This window comes from Erythrobacter sp. SN6-5 (assembly GCF_057364945.1).
Genome location: NZ_CP200282.1, coordinates 1557399 through 1579708, shown reverse-complemented (window position 1 = coordinate 1579708; position 22310 = coordinate 1557399). Strand labels below are relative to the sequence as shown.

General features: G+C 56.4%; 5 protein-coding genes and 1 pseudogene. 3 read left to right on the top strand and 3 right to left on the bottom strand.

Translation table 11 applies throughout. The features are described from left to right. Positions 1 to 43: 43 nt before the first annotated feature. From AC0V6Z_RS07910 to AC0V6Z_RS07900, 3 genes are read right to left on the bottom strand one after another with little or no spacing between them, the layout of a single operon-like run. Entirely contained in the window at positions 44 to 2812 is a 2769-nt protein-coding gene (locus tag AC0V6Z_RS07910) for an RHS repeat-associated core domain-containing protein (protein WP_472640777.1), read from the bottom strand. Then, positions 2763 to 4625 (bottom strand): hypothetical protein, encoded by a 1863-nt coding sequence (locus tag AC0V6Z_RS07905; protein ID WP_472638258.1) that lies wholly within the window; start codon positions 4623 to 4625, stop codon positions 2763 to 2765. Before AC0V6Z_RS07905 ends, AC0V6Z_RS07910 begins: the two co-directional genes overlap by 50 nt. Before the next feature lie 29 nt (positions 4626 to 4654). After that, entirely contained in the window at positions 4655 to 5242 is a 588-nt protein-coding gene (locus tag AC0V6Z_RS07900) for an Ig-like domain-containing protein (protein WP_472638259.1), read from the bottom strand. 700 nt (positions 5243 to 5942) lie between these two features. On the opposite strand from AC0V6Z_RS07900, the gene AC0V6Z_RS07895 reads away from it, so the two are divergent. The 3 genes and pseudogenes from AC0V6Z_RS07895 to AC0V6Z_RS07885 form a co-directional block, all read left to right on the top strand. Beyond that, complete coding sequence (locus tag AC0V6Z_RS07895; RefSeq protein ID WP_472640776.1) at positions 5943 to 7658, top strand: ShlB/FhaC/HecB family hemolysin secretion/activation protein; 1716 nt, start codon at positions 5943 to 5945, stop codon at positions 7656 to 7658. A 16-nt stretch (positions 7659 to 7674) separates the two neighbouring features. After that, positions 7675 to 21936: a two-partner secretion domain-containing protein gene (locus AC0V6Z_RS07890; protein WP_472640775.1), complete on the top strand. Its 14262-nt coding sequence runs from the start codon at positions 7675 to 7677 to the stop codon at positions 21934 to 21936. Then, a pseudogene (locus AC0V6Z_RS07885) lies at positions 21854 to 22294 on the top strand (hypothetical protein); the annotation flags it as partial. The gene AC0V6Z_RS07890 and the pseudogene AC0V6Z_RS07885, both read left to right, overlap by 83 nt. Positions 22295 to 22310 lie beyond the last annotated feature (16 nt).

The following is a 22310-nucleotide window of genomic DNA, read 5'->3' as shown; positions in this document are numbered from 1 at the left end:
TCTTTCTAAGTGCCCGACGCATCATTGTGCTCCAGAATTTGGGTTAATATCTGTAACGGTCCCAGCTGCCCCGTACATACTCATGAAGAATTACAGGAGTCCCACTTGTTCGGATCGGATGAGTGAGATCTGCGTATGATGGGCCCGCCGTGTGTCGAAATGGCGTCGCGAGACGTCTACCGAAGATAAGCCTGTTAGCTCCAACGGGATTGTTATGGATATGACCTTGGAGAATCAGCTTCCATCCCTTGTTTGGTCCAGCTGTAATTGAGCCAACAGGATCAACCTCACCGTCTTCTCCAGGATGTATAACTCCTAACCTATCACCATTTTTAGGATTTTCAAAAATACTATAGGTTATCTCACGTTCTCCTTTGTGTTTAGCGAACATCCTGAAAGCGCGATCTTGCACTATTTGTTGTGAATCCGCGAGGTCTTGATCGATGTCTAACGTTTCATCATTTCCATCTGTGCCGTTCAAGAATCCCGGCGATGTTCTTGCGTCGTTCGGTGAGACCCTTCCGCTATTTGTATTCTGCGATCCAGTTTGACCACTGGTTCCCGAGCTTCCATTGTATGATCCGGGACAATCCCCTCCGTATGCCCTGCTGCAGCCTTCGGTGCCAGTAATCCATACTGCAAGCCCCGTCGGATCGACGCCATTTATCGGATCGTTTCCGACATAGGCGTAGATATTGTAGCCATCGTCATACCCGATAGGATCGGTTTGGAGGAAGCGGCCCAGGGTCGGTGAGTAGAACCGGGCCTTGTAATAGTACATGCCGACGTTCTTTTGCCAGGTCTGGCCGGTGTACTGGAACCGGCCCTCGTTTGATGAACCAGGTATGCCATATTCGTCATAAGTGTTCTTAGCCATGGGAAGGCCATAATACGTCGTAACTCCAACGATCGAGCCGCGAGGATCGGAGTGAAGATAGCGCCGCAAGTGTGAGGCTTGTCCATCGCTGGGATACCAGACCAGCGGATCGTCCGCGCCTGGGTTGGCGCCGTGAACATAGCGATTGATCATCACGCCATTGATATCGTATTCCGCGATCAGCGCATTGCCATCGTAGAGATAGAAACGCCGCGCCTCGTAGTCGCCCTGTGATCTATACAAGCGCCCTAGCGGGTCATAAAAGAGTTCCGCGATCAAACGGCCAGTATAGCTGAGGTTATTGCAGTCAGCATTGACCTTAGCGCGCCGTGCAACCAGGCGATTTTCAACATCGTAAAGATAGACGTTTGTACCATCAAAGGTCAGATTGCCATTGGCATCATAACAAAACGCCGTAGAACCTGCGCCCTCATATTGATTAAGGCCGTTGGTCTGATAGCTGCGGTTGAGATTGACGTGACCGTCCCAGCTGTAAGTATCGTTGCTCTGCGTCTCGGTCAGGATCTGCGAGGCCGGATTGCGGGTGTAATCCCATGTGACATCCCCGGTGAGCCCATGGAGGTTCAGGTCGAGCTGGTTCAGGCGCCCTACCGCGTCATAGCCGTAAGCGCGCGTGTTGTCATACGAGCCAAATCCAAAATCGGCGCCCTCTGGCAGACCCCGTTCATTAAACTCAAAAAGGGCAATTTGAGAGGTAGTTTGCAGGATACGCGTTGGGCGATTGAGGCCATCGTATTCGTAGCCAAAGTACAGTCCATCCGGGTGCTTGATCTCCGTCCGATTGCCGTTGGCGTCATACTCGAAGAATATCCGCCGCGCACCTTGGCCTGCTGTGCTGTCAGTGGTGTAGTCAAGGCGGCCGAACCCGTCATAGGTGTTGGTCTGGCCAACACTATTGAGTGAGTTGAACCGGGTTTTGATCGGCAGCCCGCGCAGATCGTAAGAGTAATAGACGTCCTTCTCATGCGCGCTGGATAGACCAGCCCTATCGGGAATGACCTTCTTGGTCATGCGACCCAAGTCATCGTATTCGTAATTGATGACCGAGCCATCGCGCTTGCGCAAGGATAGGCGGTTGCCACTGTTGTCGTAAGTGTAGGCTTCGTAATCGCTTGTATTGAGCGAACCAGCTGTGCTGAGCGCGGTTGCAGGCGTGGCATTGTTGAACGCGGCAGGCCGCGTCTTGGCCGGGAATATCCATTTCGTCTGACGGTCAAAGCCATCATATTCCAACTTCGCGCGGTTACCGTTGGCATCAATTACATATTCCAGCTGGCCATTGGGCGTGTAGGAATAGGTCGAGTCCGCAATTTCAATCGGCGCGCCCACCGCTTTGCGCGTTTGCACCACTCTGCTTGCAGCATCATAAACTGTCTTGGTAATCCGGTCCCCGCCGTCAGAACCCGGTGTGCCTTGCACGCAGGCACTCGCAGGCAATGAGCCATAGGCAGCGGGGTTCATTCTGGCCGCCGTGCATTCAAGCCTGCCCCAGCTATCATAGCTGTATTGAGTAAGACCGACGGCTACATTGTTGGCACCAATCACTTTGTCAGTGAGCTTACGGCTCATCAAATCATAGGTGGTCTCAGCGGTGGTAAGGACCGTAAAGTCACCGCCCCAGTTTGAAGGCGCGATATTCTCACTCTTCCAAACGGAGAGCTCACCTGTTTCCACTTTGATAGCATTGCCGCGGGCATCATAAGTCGTGCGGGTGGCCTGGTGCTTTAATGGCCCTGTGCCATCGGGATCAGGCGCAATCGTGCCAGTTACGCGGCCCTTAGCGTCATAACGCGCGGCTGAGGTGTAATCAGATGCCGATGACTGAGCAGATGCAGCACTCGCCGCTCCAAGCGATGCAGCGACGCTAAGCGAGAGTATCGCCAGATCGATGGGGCTGATTGCCGAACGCTTCATGGGCAGCTCCCCCGGTCCCTTTGGGCTGTGTCTCAGCAATCTTTCGACCGAGGTTGTCATATTGGTAGCAAGTCCGCAGAGTCTCACCATCTGCGGTTACTGCGGTGCCCCGCAAGAACAGGTTGTTCGGGCCAGTCGTTGGCCCGTAATCATAGGTCGTCACAACCTCATCCGCGCCTCCGCCGGTACATCCATTGCCCGAGGCAGATGTGCTGACGCAATATTCCTCGCGATCAAGCACCCAAATTGGCGGTTGCAGCGCCGTGCCGCTGGCATTGCGGGCGTTGCGTTGCACGTAATAATAGCGTGTCTGGGGCCTTATGCCGCTGGCATCGGGCGGGCTGGTCCGCGTAAGCACGCCGCCATGTGCCGGATCATAGGTAATATCTGTTTCGTTGCCGCGCTGATCGATGATCTTTGTTGGCTTATCACACAGCACATCAGCAGCAGCGCAAATGCTGGGCGAAGACCACTTATAGCTGGTCGGATAAACCCATCCTGTCGATTTACTGGCTAGACCTGACCCTGGCTTAGGTGTTTCTGTGCGCAAGGTGACATTGTCGGCCCAGTCGCGCGTGAAAGAAATTGAATTGCCTTCCGGATAGGTCACCTTCGAAGGGTAGAGGCTGTAATAGTGGATGGTAGAATACACCGATCCGTTCAGCGGTGTGTTGATCTGGACCAAATAGGAGGCATTCGAGGAATAGGAATAGTCTGTTTGTCCAGCAGGGCTAGTCACGCGCTCCATGAAGCCATTACCAAATGTGAATGCAGTTCTGCCGGTCTGGATGCTTGTGGCTCCAGGTGGAGTTATCCCTGAGTAGGATTGCTGGATCTCACCTACATACGGCGTATAATCTTCTGGAAAATTCTCGACCGCCGCGTGGTTGTATTTCCAAACCTCGCCCTCTGCCGTGGTTTGCTCCACAACGTGATAAAACCGAGTATGGCCTGGCACGAGGGTCTGACCTGGAGGCAGCCGATAGTAGGTGTTTTGAACCCGGCAAGTGCTGCTATCTGGAAGTGTTACGCAGGTAGGGTATACGCCCCCTATATCAGTGAGATATTGGATGCCGACGACGGTATTGTCGACACCAGTGATCGATGTAAGCCTCAACGAGCTGTCACGCCCGTATACAACGCGTTGCAGCGCGCCAGAGCAACTTGTTGGATTAGAGTTAATCGACAAGTTAAAACCGCATGCAGTGACGGTGTTGCCAGAATATTGAAGGTTCACTCTGTAGCCGCGATTGCTACTCACCCGGGTGAGCCGGGCTGAGCTGTCATAACTGTAGGTCATTTTATGACCATCAGCACTGAGGCGCGAGGTTAGCCTCCGTTCGAACTGTGAAAGCCCAGGATGGAGATCGAACCGATATTCATCGCCTGATTTGTTGGTCAGCACCCATTGCCCACCGCTCGATACCATCTTCCAACCCGTATTGCTGGAATCCAATGGGAAGAAGCCGCCGCCAGATAGAGTCTTGAACGAGATCCTTAGCGTGCCGATGTAGACGGTCGCTGTGGTTCCGCCCGGGCCATTGACTGTGTAAACATCGGTAAACCCGTGCAAACTCGTCGCAAACGAGGACGGGGGCTTATCTCCTAGCGGAGCGCCAGGCCCTTTGGAACGGACGTAATGGTCAACCGTAATTGGTCCCATCTGCATGTCGGTGCCCTGCTGGGTAAACTGCCCCGATTGCATATCAACACCGAGCGGTGACATCGCGTCAACTTGAGGGAATGTCCGAAGCGGATCGTCTTGTTGCGCCAAAGCGGGCGGCGAAGCAGCTGCGAAGGAAAGCGTAGCCAACGTAACGCCAAAAAGGGAAAGTCTATTGGTCATAGTTCAGGACCTCCACCGCCGCACGACGAGCTATTCACCCAAGTGAGATTCAGCCCCCCGACCGCCGAATTACCTTGGTTATCACTCACCGTGTATCCGACCGTGTAGGTGCCAGGCTGAGTTACGCCGCTTACCGTAATATTCGTTGCGCTCGATTTATAAGCTCCCACCGGAGCGCCGCCATTGACGACAAAGCTAATCGGATCTCCATCCGGATCGCTGTCGTTGCTAAGGACGTTATAAGTGCCACCTGCGCATGAAACGCCGAAGTTCTCACTCACCACATTGGGCGGCGAATTGCTTGGAGGTGGAGGCGGTGGAGGTGGAGGCGGCGGTGAAGGCGGAGAAGACGGGGGCGGCACAGGACAGTTTTGCGTCTGACTGCCGGTTACTGCTTCGTAAGTCGTGCGATTGCCCGCATCATCATAGCAGATAGCCCGAGTTTCATTATTGTTCTGGCCGCCACTCGTTTCGACCTTCACCAATCTTCCGAGTTCATCGTAACTGTATGTTTCGGTGCTTGACTGAGCATTGGCTGCGCTTGCTATCGCCAGACTGATCGCGCCAGCGGAGGCGCCGACCATTAAGCGTCTCAACAACGATTTGTGCATATTCCCCCACCCTGTTCGAGCACTCGAATCGAGCGCATACCCAGCCGAAAAACAACACATTGAAGGCACACTAAGCAAGAGCGTTCTGTACACAACCACGCTCGCCGCTAGTAAACCTACAGAAAAACTTAAGGGCAAAACCTGCATTCTGCACAAACAATAGGCCTCAACAATCGGTGCGGTGACCAATGTCTGGACTTGGGTCGTAACCGGACTGTCAGCTTTTGGGGCTGATCGGTGAAAAACCGGTCAGGTAGGAAAGAGGGCCAGGCAATCTCGGTTGGGCACACGAGTCAAGTTGGCTGGAATCAGCACTCATATGAAAAGCCGTTGAATCAATAATAACACTGCTATGCAGACAGTTTTACGAATTCTGAGCCTAGTCAGCCGCCAAATTTGCTGAATGGCAGAACCCCTCGACTGGAGACGTGGTAAAGGTAGGGGCCTCGAAACCCTCAAGAGAAGAGTCCGCCTTGTACACATAGTACCATCTTCATATCTGGTAGGCTGCACACAAACGCCAAGAAATCCGAGATATGACAGGGGCCGCTCCATGGGCCGATCCCGTTTATCATAGTTTAATTCAGGTAAACACAGATCCACGTAAAACTATTTACGAATTCTTAGACTGAAAACGGCATAGCTCGAGTTATAAAAGTAATTCGAGGTCGCTGTGCGTTTTATTGGGATTTTTCTGCCGGTTGGCGCGCTTTTTTTATTTTCAGGGCCAGCCCTTGCGCAGGCGCAGCCGGACGCGGTTGTGCGCGAGGCTGAGCGGCTGCAAGAACGCGAATTGGAGCGCCAGAGAGCGCGCGAGCAGGATCTACTTGAGCGACAACAAACGGCGCCTTCTGGACAACTAATTACTCAGCCGGACGTTGCGACTGATGACAACGAACAGTGCATCACCGTTACCAAAGTCAACATCGTCGGCATGACGATTTACGATGAGGCAAAGTTTGCCAGAGAACTGGCCAAGATGATCAGCGATTGCACCAGCCTTGGCACGATCAACGAAGCTCTTCGCGTCATAACTAACACCTATATCGAGGATGGTTACATCACCTCGCGAGCAGTGGTCGGCCCGCAAGATCTGAATGATGGCGTGCTCGACATCACCGTGGTTGAGGGCACGCTTGATGGCATTGGCGATGCAGAGGCCAATGGATATGGCGATGCTGCTCTGCGTGCGGCCTTCCCAAGCCGCAAAAACGATCTGCTCAACCTGCGCGATCTTGAGCAAGGCGTAGACCAGCTCGCGCGGCTGCCCTCGTACGAAGCGAAAATCGATATCGAACCCGGAAACTTACCAGGTACGAGCGCTGTCAAAGTAGCACGACAAGCGCTCGCGCCGATCATTCGTCCATCCGTATCTGCCAACAACGACGGTTCAATCGCGACTGGCAGAATACAGGGCAATATCGCCCTTGATGCCGACAACATTCTTGGAGTTGCCGACTTCTGGTCTTTGTATGTGACCCGATCTGTCGAAGATGACCGCAACCGTGGGAGCAAGGGGTTCGGCGGCTTTGTATCGGTGCCCTATGGTTATTGGACGCTCAGTGCCAATGCCGGACGGTTCGAATATGAAAGCGTGCTCGATGCCAACGGCCAAAGCTTTGTGAGCGATGGTGATAGCTGGAACGCATCCGCCACTCTTGACCGCTTAGTCTACCGCGACGCCGACACAAAAGCGTCGGTTTCTGCAACGCTGGCGGTCACCGACACTGAAAACCGTATTCAGGGCATTCGCCTGTCAACCAGCTCATTTCGCTTGGCAACTGGATCAGTCGATGCGCGCCTACAACAGCTCCTCAAGCGCGGCCTGTTAACTGCGAGTGTGGGGATCACGCGCGGGCTCGACGTTCTGGGCGCCAATGCCGCGGATACTGGATCTAGCGGACCGGGACTGACTTTTACCGTGCTCGACGCCTCACTCGGCTATCGCCAGCCGTTTCAAATCGGCAATCTGCGAGTTGGCTATTCGGCTTTCGCACGCGGGCAAACGGCGTTGGACGCCGTGTTCTCTGCAAACCGTTTCAACCTGGGCGGCAGCTCAACCGTGCGCGGCTTTCGCGATGACGGATTGAGCGGGCGCAGCGGCATCACCGTGCGCCAGCAAGCCGAAGTGCCTGTGATTACTGCCTTTGTTGACAACGCTGATTGGGAGGGACGTTTGTCGACTTATGTCGGCTACGACGCGGGCGGCATATTCAGTCGCGGCGAAGACAGTTTTGAGCGCGGCTTCCTCCACTCTGCGACCCTGGGCCTGCGCTACGCGAGCCGCTGGGTCATTTTGGAGTTTTCTGCATCGCGACCGTTGAGCGCACCTGTCTTTGTCGAGCGCAAAGACGTCGAACTCGCGTTTTCGGCGCGGCTTGGAATTTGAACGGGGCTACATACCAATGAAGTTTCTCAAAACATCAACTGCCATGGGCCTCGTACTTGGACTGGGCGCCAGCCTCAGTGCGCAGTCGACGCCTCCGGTTGCTACTCCGCCAGTGGCACCGGCCGATGATTCTACTACGCTGGATGTCACGCCGACCGGCACACCAATTGTCAACATCGCGACCCCAGATGGCGACGGCACCTCTTACAACCGGTTTGATCGTTTCAACGTCAACCGCGAAGGGCTGATCCTCAATAATAGCAAGCAGATTGGCGATACTGTTCTGGGTGGCCAGTTGCTGGCAAACCCAAATCTGCGCGGCAGCGATAATGCCTCACTAATCCTGAGCGAGGTTGTCAGCTCCAATCGCTCTGACCTGTTCGGGCCGATCGAAATTTTTGGACCGACCGCCGCATTTGTTTTGGCAAATGAAGCAGGCATCACGTGCAATGGCTGTGGCTTTATCAACATCAATCGTGTCTCTCTATCTACGGGTCGAATTACCTTTGATGAGAACGGATCGTTTACGGGATTTGTGACGTCTCGCGGCGACGTGCTTATCGAAGGGGACGGTTTGCTGGCTGGAAATATTGACTTTTTCGATATTGTTACCGCGTCAAGTAGCCTCAACGCCGATTTGTTTGCTCAAGATCTCGTGATCGCGGCAGGGAATGGCCAATTTGACTACGATGCTCGCACCGCATCTGGCAACGGCACTGGCCAGCCCCGAGTAGTGATCGATTCCAGCCTGCTTGGCGGTATGTTTGCCAACCGTATCCGTTTGATCGGTACCGGCGATGGCATGGGTATCAATCTTCGCGGAACGCTGACTGCGCTTGACGGCCCGCTTGAGATCACCGCTGACGGCACGATCGCTGTACGCAATGCGGTTAGTGCTGGTGACGTGGAACTAAGGTCGACAGACGGCAACATCACTATTGACGAGCGCCTCTACGGCGCTGGTAATCTAACGCTGAATGCCGGGGACAATATTGCCCAGCGCGGCGGTTTTGTCGGTGCTGGTGGCAACATTGCGCTTGTTTCTGGCGGCAATACTGATCTGGCAGCTCAAGGGCTTTACGCAGGCCTCAACCCATCGGGTCAGCTCGATGGAACAAGCGCGCTGAACATCTCCGCTGGCGGGGCGCTTACGGTCAATGCGACTCGGATTCTCGCAACGGGTGCCGCCGTAGTCGACGCAGGCGCAATTGATTTTAGTCAGAATGCCATATTGTCTGCCAACACGTTGGCGCTGAGCGCGGATGGCGACTTGGCGATCAGTGGCCAGTTGCAATCGCAGAGTGATCTGACGCTGACAGGCAATCAAATCACCCTTGCGGGCGCAGTCACCGGCAATGGCAATCTCGCGATTTCCGGCGATGCCATCGCCCTTACCGGCGATGCGATCGGACTCGAATCTATCTCGCTTAGCGCAGGCACATCTCTTGATATTGCTGATGGCGCGTCGGCTCAGACAAACGGCGTTCTGAATGGCAGCGCGGATAGTATTGCCAATGAGGGCACTCTGCTCGGTGTTGGAGGGGTAGCCCTTACGACCACAGGTCAGCTGAGCAATGCCGGTGCTGTGCTTTCGGGTAGCGATATTGTGCTTGATGCGGCAGCGGCGCTGTCTTCTGACGGTGTTATCAGCGCAAATGGCGCGATTGCGCTCGAAACCGATGGCACAGCCAACCTTGGCGGTGCTGTTGCAGCCGTTGGCAATGTCGATCTTATGGCCGCTGATGTGGCTCTTTCAGGTCAGATTTCGACCAGTGGCGATTTGTCGATGCAGAGCGCCACCGGCATTGTTAGTCATGCTGGCTCGGTGCAAGTGGCCGATGGCAATGTCGATCTCGCGGCCACAAATATTGCACTTGCAGGTGTCACCTCGGTTGGCGGCGAGGCGACGCTAACCGCGAGCGAGAACCTCTCGGTGGCAGGCGAATTGCAGGCCAACGGCACAATTGGCCTAGGTGGCACGCAAACCGACATTGCAGGCTTTATCGCCACGAATGATGCGCTCATGATTACAGCGCAGGACTTCGTGGATATTTCGGGCACGCTGAGCGGCCGCAATGTTGAAATCGGCGCGGACAGCATCGCCAACAGCGGGGGTGTTTTCGCAGTTGAAAACCTCGCGCTGATCGCATCGGCACTCGCACTTGCTGAAAGCAGCGAGCTGCAAAGCGGCGGGGCGCTGTCCATTGCTACCAATAACGACCTGACACTTTCGGGCAATATCCTCTCGGTCGGGGATGCAACCCTCCAGACAGCTGGCAATCTTGTTCAGAACGCGACGATCGCGTTTGGTGCTTCAGGATCGCTGACTGCAGCCGGCACGCTATCCAACTATGGAACAATTTCGGCCAACGGCGCAGTTACGCTTGCCGCCGATCAAGTGACCGTAGGCGGCACTGTACAGAGCAATGACGGGATTGATTTCGCCGCCAGCGCGCTGCTTGTAAATGGCACCGTGAGTGCGCTCGGCCCACTCACCGGCAATGACCTTGATCGATTGTCAATCAGTGAAAATGCCGCGCTTTTGTCTGCCCAGGCGATCACGCTTGATCTCGATCAGTTCGACAATGCTGGTCTTCTTTTTGCCGGAGAGGCGCTGTCACTGGCGATCAATGGTGATTTTCAGAACCTTGGTCAGATTGCCTCGGACGGGGCTCTCGATCTAACGGTCCTGGGCGCGTTTGGTGGTAACGGCGCGGTGCAGGCTGGCGGTGCTTTGTCCCTGCAAGCTGAAATGGCATCTCTCGCAGGCGATTTGATTGCGGACGACGCACTGACGATCACTGTAGATAATGCGCTGGATAATACCGGCAGCATTTTGGCGGGTGGACAAGTCGCAATCGCTGCCACTGATTTGACAAGCAGCGGGGTGATTGCCTCGAATGAAAGTCTTTCGCTGGTTGCCGACAATAGCGCCGGTTTGGACGGCGTTGTCACCGCCCTTGGCGCTGTGTCGGTGGATGCAGAGAATGCCGAGCTTCCCGGTTTGCTCGCCACCAACAGCACGCTCGATATCAGCGCCGACACCCTCACTGTTAGCGGCGATCTTAATGCTAGCCAATCGATCTCGCTCAATACCGTTTCAGCGATCACTATTGATGGCACTGTTGAAAGTGCTGGCTCGATTTTGGTCGATACGGCGTTGCTAGGCACCGGTGGAGACAGCCGTCTTGTTGCCAGTGGCGACATCGCGGTATCAGCCAATGGCACGGCAAATCTGGACGGCCTTTTCAATGCCAATACGCTGCGCCTTACTGTTGGTGAACTCAATAACGCAGCGATCCTTCAAAGCATTGAAGATCTCACTATCACGGCCACTAGCGGTGTGCAGAACTCTGGCAGTGTCATCGGCGGCACTGGCATTGCCATTAGCGCGGATACGCTGGAATTTGCGGCATCAAGTGATGTGCAAAGCGGGGGCGTGCTCGCGCTGAGCACAACTGGTTCCGCAAGCCTTTCCGGTTCGCTTGTGTCCGTTGATGTTGCCACTTTGGACGTTGGCACTGATTTGCTGACCGATGCCACGATTAAGCTGGGCGCAGCGGGCTCTATTTCCGCGCAGGATCTTCTGGTTCAAGATGGTCAGATCCTGGCCGATGGTGCCGTTCTGCTTACCGCCAATGCCCTAACTGGCGCAGGCACGATCACCAGCAATGCTGACCTTCTGGTTGATGTGGCTGCTGGCGGCATCGACTACTCCGGCTCTATAGCTGCGCAAGGCGACATTACGCTTGCATCGGCAAGTAACATAACCCTTGCTGGATCAGTTGAAAGCAACGCTCAACTTGCCCTGTTGGCGGACACTATCGGCATAAGCGGCAATGTGCTGGGCGTAGCGGGCGTTAGTGCCTCAGTTGGATCTGCCCTGGCTATCGGCAGCAACGCGGGCCTCACCAGCGGATCGAGCCTGTCACTGGACCTCAGCTCTCTCGTCAATGACGGGACTATCTTTGCCGTGGGTGACGCGGTGATCAGCACCGCCAGTGATTTTGTCACCAATGGCGCGATTGCCAGTTCGAGCAGTCTGGCCCTGACATCAGGCGCAGACTTTACCAGCCCTGGCATCCTGCAAAGCGACGGAAATCTGAGCGTCGCTGCGGGGCAAACGCTCTCGCTTGCAGGGCAGCATTCGGTTGGCGGCGATCTTGCGCTTGATGCAGCCGCAATCAGCCTGGCAGGGCTCGTTCAAAGTGCTGGCGCGCTGGACGTAGTAGCGCTCGATACGATTACGGTCACAGGCACTGCTCAGCTGAGCAGCGACGGCGATGTGTCCTTGCTGAGCTCGGGCACACTCAGCAATGCAGGTGTCGTATCAAGCCAACGGGGCATCAGTCTGGAAAGTGGCGGTGCTTTGGCTAGCACAGGTACGGTCCAGAGCGGCGGCCCACAGCACTGGCACGGCGGCTCAGTCCTGATCGATGGGACAAGCGTCAGCCTCTCGGGCCTCACTGTCACCGCGCTCAATGAGATTGTGATTGATGGCAGCGTTTCGGTGGTCGATGCAGTTGATGTCTCAGCAGGATCGATTGCGCTTGGCGCCACTGCGCAATTGGTCACGAATGCGGCACTGACAGCAGACAGCGCCGCGTCTTTCGACAATCTCGGCACCATTTACGCGGATGGAGCAATCGCGCTTTCGGCTGTCAATTTGAGCAATGCTGGCGAACTCGTTTCCGCCGACGCAATTAGCATTACGACGACCGAAGACATCTCGGTTCCTGGCACTATCGAGACGGCAGGAGCGCTCGATGCCTCAGCCAGAAATCTGTCCGTTGCGGGCAGCGTTTTGGGACTGGGCGGTGTGTCGCTGGCCGTCACGGATCTCAGCACTGGCGCATCAGGCGAATTGCTGAGCGGCGGTGCCACCACGATTGATGCAGCAGGTTCAGTTGCGCTCGGCTCGCGTGTGATATCGGTGGGTGAACTGACCCTCAACGCTATCGGCGATGCAGCGGTCAGCGGTGCCCTGAGGGCAGGTGATACTTTGTCAGTAGACGCTGGCGGGCTGATTGACGTCACCGGCAATATCGAAGCCACGGGCGACCTTGCGCTCACGGCTGGTGAGATCGCGATTGCGGCAGATGTTGTCTCCAATGGCGCGGCGCGGCTCAGCGCAATTGCGGGCGACATTGACCTTTCAGCCAATCTCTTTGCGGTTGGCAACGTAGATGCGGCGGCGGCGAACAGTCTGCTGCTTTCTGGTACGCTCCAGTCTGACAACGCGATTGGCATCACAGCCGAAAGCTCATCACTTGATGGGCGTGTGGCTGCGCTTGACACGATTGCAGTATCGGTTGCTGGTGGCCTTGCAGGCGGCGTAGCGGGAGAAGTCCTGAGCAATGCAAACATCACCATTGATGCGGGTGCCATTGATCTGGCTGGCCTTATTCAAACCAACGCTGCGATCGCTCTCACAAGCTCGGACGACAGTAGCCTCAGCGGGAGGGTTCTCGCGGGCGAAAACCTGACCATCACCGGCCGGAATCTGTCGCTCTCGGGCGGTATTCAGTCGGACTTAACTCTGACCGTTGAAGCGCAGCAAGACCTCACGATCGCGGGCTCAGGCGAGCTGCTCTCGGGCGGCGCGCAAACACTGCACGCCATGGGCGACATCGCCATTGATGGTCTGGCTGGCAGCAACGGTGCCTTGCTAATCAGCAGTGACAACCTGCTGTCTATTGGCGGAAGTGTCGAGGGCGCTGGCAGCACGGAATTGAACGCCGCGCAGATCGGCATTGCTGGTTCGGTTGCGGCCAATGGCTTGCTAAACGTGACTACACCCGGCGCGCTCGATGTAACCGGGCGTCTGACCGGTCTTTCAGAAGGTGTCATCTCGGCGGGGTCCGTCACCATTGAGACGCTGGCGGGCGCAGATCCGGCCACATTGGCCACGACTGGCGACCTCACAGTCACTTCTGCATCTGACATAACCAATACGGGCGTTATCAGCAGCGACAACGCCCTCAATTTGAGCTTTGTTGGCGCGCTCAATAACACTGGCACTCTCGCATCAGGTGACGATTTTGCCATCAGCACAGCAGGTGACCTGGCTCTCACAGGCAACCTCTTTTCGGGCGGCGCGATCAATCTCAATGCGCGCGACATTTCTGTTGCTGGAATTCTGGTCGGCCAGACCGGCTTCGATGCAACCGGACGGGCGATCACGATCACCGATAGCGGCAGCGTACAAAGCGGTGTTGCGCTCACCCTGACGGCGAGCGACATCTTGCAGATCGATGGCGGTGTGCTCGCATTGGGCGACACAACGCTGTCCGGCATTGGCGGGATTAACCTAGTGGGCACCGGCTCGATCGTGAGCCGCGATGCTCTCGATTTGTCGAGCGATGGCGCGATTGTTGCGACGGCGGATACTGGATTGGAGGCGCTCAGCGCCATCACGATTGCTGCGGCATCTGGCAATTTGGCTGGCGAGACACTGTCGGGCGGAACGATTAATTTTACACTGACTGATGATCTCTCGCTGGCAGGTGTGGTTTCTGCCGCTGGTAATATCGATGCACAGTTCCGCGATTTTACCCAGTCAGGCCAGTTGATTTCTGGTGGCTCGGCGAGCCTTACGGGTCGCAATGTGCAGGCTGACGGGCTGATTTTTTCAGACCTGACGCAAATGTTTGATTTGGCGGGCGACTTCACCCTCGGCTCTGCGTCAACGCTGAGCGCGAATGGCGCGATCACTGTATCCGCGGCCAATCAGAATGTGCTTGGCCGGATTGAAAGCAATGCCGATGTCATGCTTGATGCGGACACTGACCTCGCCCTTGGTGGCAGTGTGTCAGCGGCTGGCGGATTGAGCACAGTTGCTGGTGACGCTCTCGATATTGGCGGCGACCTCACAGCCTTGCAGGCAATTACCCTTACTGGCGGAGCGACGACTGTTTCCGGCGATATCCGCACCGCCGCTGCATTGTCGCTGACCGCCGATAATCTCAACCTCACTGGCCTGCTGTCATCGCAAGACGCGCTGCTCCTCAACGTCAATGCGCTTGACGCTGCGGACACCAGCGAAATGCTGTCAGCGACCTCGATCACGCTGGACAGCGCAGGAGCCGTTTCCCTTGGCGGGTTGATCGCATCAACCGGTGCGATTTCGGTCGCGGCGCTCGGCAATCTTGATCTCGACGGAACCATTGAGACCAACGCCGCGCTGTCGCTTGCCGGGACTGATATCACGCAATCCGCTCTGGGTAGCCTGTTTGCGGGCGGCACAACCCGGATAGATGGCAATGGTAGCGTTGATCTCGCTGGCATTATTTCATCCGCTGAAGCGGTGGACATACTTGGGCTGGGAGTATCGCTTAGCGGCAGCGTGCTCAGCGACAATGCGATTGTGATCGACAGCGGCGCAGCGCTCACCATCGGCGGAACAGTTGCGACCAATCGCTCGATCACTTTGCGCCGTGTCGGTGACTTTGTCCAAACGGCAGGTGGGCTTGTCAGCGCAGGTAAAACTCTAGGCCTCAACCCTGGCGGCAATCTCACCATTGGCGGCGTTCTGGAGGCGAATGGCGTGCTTGATCTGGCTGGTGCAAACGGTCTTATCACCGGCACCGTCCGAAGCGCGAATGATGTTACGATCAATGTCGGCGGCCTCGCACTTGATGGCGCAGTTTCGGGCCGTACGGTCGAGATGGATGCAGCGACGGGCACCGTTACACTTGGTGCTACCGGGTCGATCAGCAGCACTCTTGATACAAGGCTATCGGCGCGTGATGACATTACGCTGGATGGCTCGATCCTGGCTGGCAACGATGCTGGTGTCGGGATCGGTCTGACCGCCAGCAATGGCTCAATCACGCTCGGCACACCAGCCCGAGTCGCGACCACGGGCACCCTCTCGGCGGATGTAGCAACCGATTTCATCAATCTCGGCAATGGGGTGAATGGCTTAGGCAACGCCTTGGGCATCGAGGCACTTGGCGATGTCGCCATCACAACCGCGAGCGGCGGGATCACCAGCGGTCAGATCCTTACCGATGGACGCGTTGACCTGAGCGCAGCTGGCTCAGTCTCAATCACCGGCGAAGTGAATGCTAGCGGTGCAGTCGCGGCAAATGCGAACAGCGGGCTCGTTCGGATTGATGCTAGTGGCGCCCTGCGCAGCGAGTTCTCGGCTGTCACCGTCAGCGCGGCTGGCGATCTGACAAATGCAGGCACGATTGCCGCGACGAACACTATTTCGCTCACCAGCGGCCAGTCGCTGAGCAATATCGGGACCGTCTTTGCAGCGGGGGGACAGCTCGGCCTCTCAGGCACGCAACTGGATCTGAATGGCGCAGTGTACGCGCAAGGCGCGACCGGTCTGAACCTTGAGAGTAACGTGATCAATATCGGCGGCCAAGTCGTTAGCGATGGCTCTATTGCGCTCAACCGTGCGGGAGCCAATCTTGCCATCAGCAACGGTGGGTTGTTGCAGTCAGATGGGGCGCTCGATCTCGATATCCAGAGTTTTCAAATAGCGGGAACTCTGCGCTCTATCGGCAATGCCGATATCAATGTAGCCACGGGTGTGGTTGCTGCAACTGGTGCACTCGAAGTCGGCGGCGGCTTAAACCTAGTCACGACTGGCTCGCTCGATCTTGCGGGCGATGTTGTCGCAGCCAAGGCGGTCGATATCACAACCAATAGCTTCAACCAGGCAGGTGCACTGGCCTCGATCAATGGCGGTGTGGCGATTGCCTCTGCGTCAGGGGGCGCGGTCGCGGGGACAATTGAAAGCGCTGGGGCCCTGGCGATTTCGGGCGGCTCTTTCACCTTTGACAATAGTAGCGTTCTGAGAACGCTAGGCGCGCTGACCCTTACCGCCAATACAGGCGCGGTGCAGTCCATCACTGCAAATGGCACGATTCAATCGGTCGGCGATGCGACTATCACCGCGCGCGACGGCGTGACCGTCGGCGGCGCGCTGCAAAGCAATGCTAGCATCGACGTGCAAAGCGCCAATGGCGTGGTGGCTATCTCGGGTAGCGCCTTGGCTGGTACCAATGCTCTTATTGCCGGGCGCGAGATCACAGCGATGGGTGATATTCTTGCCAACGGCGATGTTACTCTCTCGGCCAACAATGGCAATATCACGATTGGCGGCGCAGTAGACGCAGGATCCGATGGCACAGGTGCGCTTTCTGTTTCGGCAGCCGATAGCGCGATCACGGTTGCGAACAGCGGCAGTCTTTATGCTGCTGACAATGCGGTTCTCGCGGCCCAAAATGTCAACATCGCGGGCGATCTGGTGAGCCGGGCTGCAGTAGATATCAACGCCAACAACGGCTCGATCGATATTAGCGGTAATGTCGTTGGTTTGACCGCAGTTGATCTGTCCACGGGCACCGCTGCGGGTCAAACCATCGTGGTTGCTGGCCGTGTCGATGGCGGAGATATCAGCGCGTCATCCAACAACCTGAATGTCGATGGCGGTGTATTACGCGCGCTCGGCGATATCACGCTTAGCGCAGCCACAAATGCAGCTATCAATGGCGCCGTCATTGCCGATGGTGGCATCGCCTTTAATAACGGTCTCGCAGCGAACGCAGACCTGACCCTGGGCAGTGCTGGGTCGCTGCAAGCCCTCGGCGGTGACGTGACGCTCAATCGCGTTTCCAACCTGTCGGTCGATGGCTTGATTTCCGCAAGTGATGCGGTGACCGCGGATTATGCGAGCTCCCTGATTGTCGGCGCTACCGGAAGGATCGAAGCGATCAGCGCCGCACCTGGCGAGGGCAATGTCACGCTCAATTTCACAGGCGCTGCGAGCAATACCGGCCTCACGACCACCATCAATGGTGAAGTCGTGGCCAGCAACAATATCGACCTTTTGGGCGGCGCGACTACGGTCGGCGGGCTGATTTTTGCTGAGGGTGATCTGATGATTGCAACCCAGTCATACCAGCTGGGCACGATCGATTTTAGCAATGCGGGCTCCTTCGGTTTGCCTGTTGCTGACGTGACTGGAACACCCATCAGTCTGACGATTGAAGATACCGGCTTCGTGGCAGCTGGCGGCGACGTATCCCTCAATGTGCTAGGCGGATTTATTGTCGAGAGCTCGGCGGGCAATCGCGGATATCTATACGCTGGCGGGGATGCTAGCATTACAGCTTTCAATCAGTATGTTGCGGGCGATGTGTTCGCCGCGGGCACACTGACCATCAACAATGGCGCCCAGTTCACCACGCCAGATGCGGGCCTCCCCGCCTTTGCATTGTCCGGCAGCGTCCAAGCAGGCGGCGCGATTGCCATAACCTCTACCACAGGAGCTAACAGCAATAGCACTGCTCTGATCAGCGAAACTGGTCTGCTTGTTTCCGACACCAGCATCGCTATCGCCGCGACAGATATCACCGCGCAAGGCACTGTCGCAGCGGGCGACCTTATTGCTCTCGATGCAGGCCGTGATCTCATTGTCGGCGGGCTGATCCAATCGGGTCGGCGCGTTGCGGCCAATGCTGGAAACTCCATCACTATCTTGAGCAGCGGACAGATTGAGACACTGGGCAATGCTCAGGCTATTTCGCTGGACCGCAATCAGGGTGCGACGGCGAATATCGACCTGCAAACCATTGGCTCACTGAGCAATGACGGAACCATCTTCTCAACCGGGTCGGTTGTCCTAAGAAGCGCAAACTCCACCATAACAAACCGGGCCAGCGGAAGTATCACTGCAGCCGGTACTGTAATCACTCAGGCTGACCAGTTCGGCTTTGTGAATGATGGCGATGTATCTGCGGGATCGCTGGGCATTTTCCAGGCCGTAGACCTCAATAATACTGGCGCATTTTTGGCCAATGGCAGCTTGCTGATCGATGCGCCCAACATCACCAACAGCGGCCTTATCGGAGCAGGTTTTGATCTCACGCTTAACACCACTGGCGATGTAATCAATACAGGCACTTTGTTTGCCGGTGACAATCTCTCAGTGAACGCTGGCGGGCTGATCCACAATGACGAAGGCCTAATCCTGTCAGCGTTCGGCAATATCACGCTAAGCGCGACAGAGCTGCTGAATGACAGCGCCCGCATAGAGGCGCTGGCAGGCGACGTTACGATTAACAGTGGCAATGTTACGAATCGGATTAGAAATCTGGTGATCACACCTGATGGCTCTGGCAATGACTCAGTTACTCAAAGCTCTGGAGCCTCGCAAATCATCGCGGCGCGTGATGTAACAATCAATGGCGGCGCAACTGGCGCGGTCACGAATAGCAATAGCTCAATTCTCGCTGGCCGGAACATTGCGATTACCACCGGCACGCTGAACAATGTAGCTAGCACGCTTACACAAACGATGTTGCGCGACATCATTGAGGACGTCGAGGTGGCGTACGTCGAAGACGCATTCATATCATGCGCCGAAGTCGCTCAATATGCTGGATACGTGCCGGGTTCTTGCTTCAACGCACCTCTGCCAGCAATACAAACTCGCTACCGTCTCATTGAGCGACAAGTAACCGGTCAGGAAACTGTGACCGAAGAGGTTCCGCTACCCACCATCATTCAGGCGGGTGGTACAGTCACCATCACGGCCAATGAACTGGGCAATGGCACAGTTGTTCAAGGCACAACGGTTGCTGGCGGAGGCGATACCTCGCCTGATACGTCCGTACCTGCTGCGAGCGCGCAGGGGAACCGCCCTGACTTTACTGGCCAAACTAACCCGCTTGTGAGCGGTGAGGCAGCGGCAATCGCTGGCAATGGTGCGGGCGCGGTGACAGCGCTTGGCAACATGGCACCGACAATTGGCGGCGCGCTGGGTGGCGGGGCAGTTGGATCAACCGAAACCAATGGCCAGGGTGCTCAGGCGTTCACAGGGGGCACCAACGCTGTTGCTGCTGGCGGGAGCGCGACTGGCAACACCGTGGCGGACGCTGACTTGGTGAATATCGCCAATGTCAGCGGCATCGGGAATGTGGGTCCAGATGCGGTATCGCTCGCGACCAGCGGCGCAAATCAGATCCCGCTAGGTGTGACGACTACCGCTCCCGAGAGCATTGGTGACCGATCTGCAACTGGCGGTCTTGCCGGACAGGCTGACGTTTCGGGCACATCAATGGCGCTTATTGCCAATGATGCTCTGGGCGCTACCGCAGGAGTTAGCGGTACAATTCAGGGCGCAACAGAAAGCAACAATCCGGTTGCGGTGTTGATTACAGCTGCCGCCCCTCAGGCAGGTGCGGCGGATATTCTGTCAGCGGATATGGCGGACCTGTCTCAAACGGGGATAATGACTCTCGGTCAGATCGACGCAGGCATGCTTGCTACCGGCCAGTCGGCGTCTGAAGCGATGGTGCTCGACGGGTTTGGCGGCATTGCAATCAATTCCATTCTTGGCGCCGATGGATTGGCAGGCGATTTTCTTCTCGGCTTCCTGGGCCAGTTCGATCTTGTGGACGACAATGGCGACTCCGGCTTCGCCAATGGGAACGGCCTGTTCACTTTCAATGATGCGCCGGACGCGGATGTGCTGTTCACCACCAACCGAGGTTTCGGCGATCTTGCAGGCCTATTCGACAGCGATTTCTTCTTCGACCAACTGAACATCGACCGCGAAACCAATTTCGTAAGGCTTGGTGATGGTTTCTTTGAAACGCAGTTGATCAGTCAACAAGTACAGGAAGCAACCAACCAGGCGCAGCTTCCACAATATGGCAGCGCTCTGGAACAGGCCGAAGCGCTAATGCAGTCCGCTGTAGATCAGCAGGCCGCGCTTGGCCTTGAGCTGGGCATTGCACTTACCAACGATCAACTTGAGAACCTGACATCCAGCCTGGTCTGGTGGGTCAATGTTGACCTCAACGGCCGCGATGTTCTTGTACCAGTGCTGTATCTCGCTGCCAGCGATCAGAAATCGCTTGAAAACGGCCATCTCATTGCCGGCACCAATGTGGTTGCCAATATTGCTGGCGACATTCGCAATACCGGACAAATTTCGGCGCGTAATGTCGTCAGCCTCACAGCAGGCAATGACATCGTAAATTCAGAAGGCGGCCTCATTCGCGGGGGCACCGTCATCGCCAGCGCTGCTCGCGATATTATCAATAACGGTGCGTCATCTATCGCAGGCGGGGACATTCTGCTGTCCGCTGGCCGCGACATTTCGGTCGTGCCGGTTACCGAGACGACCAGCGACAGTTCTTACACACGCCTGAGTAAGCGCCGTTTTGAAAGCAGCTCTAGCAGCCAAACCACTGTCACCGGCGGCTCAATCGTCGCAGAAAACAATCTGCTGCTGAATGCGCAGCGCGACATCAATGTGGTTTCCGCAACCATCGGTGCTGGCGGTGACGCTGTGCTTCAGGCGGGCCGCAATGTCGATATTACCGGCACGAACGAAAGCAGCAGCTTAAGCGAGGAATGGAACAAGGACCGCAAGAAGCTCTTCGGCAAGCGGCGCAACAATGGTGAGATCACCACGGAAACGACGCAATTCGTCGGCTCAACTGTGGCCGTTGGCGGAGATCTCTCGATCTCGGCTGGTGATCAGCTGAGCGTAACCGGCTCGCAAATTGCGGCCATTGGCGATCTGTCGATTGATGCAGGCGGCGGCGTGACGCTGGAGGCCGCTCAATCAACCAGCAGTAGCAACTTGCGCACACATATCCGCAAGACAAAAACACGCTCCAGCGAAACCACCGTCACCAATCAGCTCGCCGAATTGAGCGCTGGCGGCAATCTGGTCGTCACTACACCTGGCGACGTCGATATCGTCGGTGCAAATCTGGCGGCTGGGGGCGTTGCGGCCATTGGTGCCAATAATGTGAACATTACCGGCGTCATTGATGTGGCCACGCAGGACAGCACCGTTCGCAAGAAAAAGTCCGGTTTCCTCTCGTCGAAGAAGACTACGACGACCACCAACATCATCGACGAAACGGCCATCGCGTCTACCCTTGAAGGCAATCAAGTTGTCGTCAACGCGGGCGGTGATATCAACGTGCGCGGTAGCAACATCGTTGCGACCAATGATGTCGATCTGTCCGCTCTTGGCGCCATCGATATCGGAACGCTGGCGACGGTGGATATTACCAATCAGAGCGTCAAGGTGAAGAAATCCGGCCTGTCAATCAGCGGCAGCGGGCTGTTCCTCGGTGTATCGAAAAATCGCAATACGTCCGAAAACACTGCCACAACCAACCTCGGCTCGCTGATCGGTTCAGCCGCTGGCGATGTTACGATCAACGCGGGTGAAGCGCTATCGATCGTGCGGCAGTCAGGTTGCGGTACCGGGATCAGTCGCGCTGATTGGTGAAAGCGTCGGCATCACCAACGTTACCGACGTCTCCATCGGCCGGACAGAGAGCAAGTCTTCCTCTTTTGGGGTGACAGCTTCTGCCAACATTCCGGTTCTCTCCGGCGTCCAAGCGATTGTTGACACTGCACAAGCTATCACAACAAGCGAAAGCGACCGAACCAAGGCCGTCGCCGGTCTTGCTGGCGGATTGGCAGCGGCGAACACCGTTGATGCCGCCAAAGATGTGCTCGCTGGTGGAAAAATTGCTCCGAGCGTGTCCGTCTCAGTTGGCTTCTCGAAGTCGAAGAGCGAAACGAACACTGTTGATGAAACCGTTATCGGCTCGCAGGTTAGCGGCGGGGATGTTGCGATCATCGCGACTGGCGAAGGCG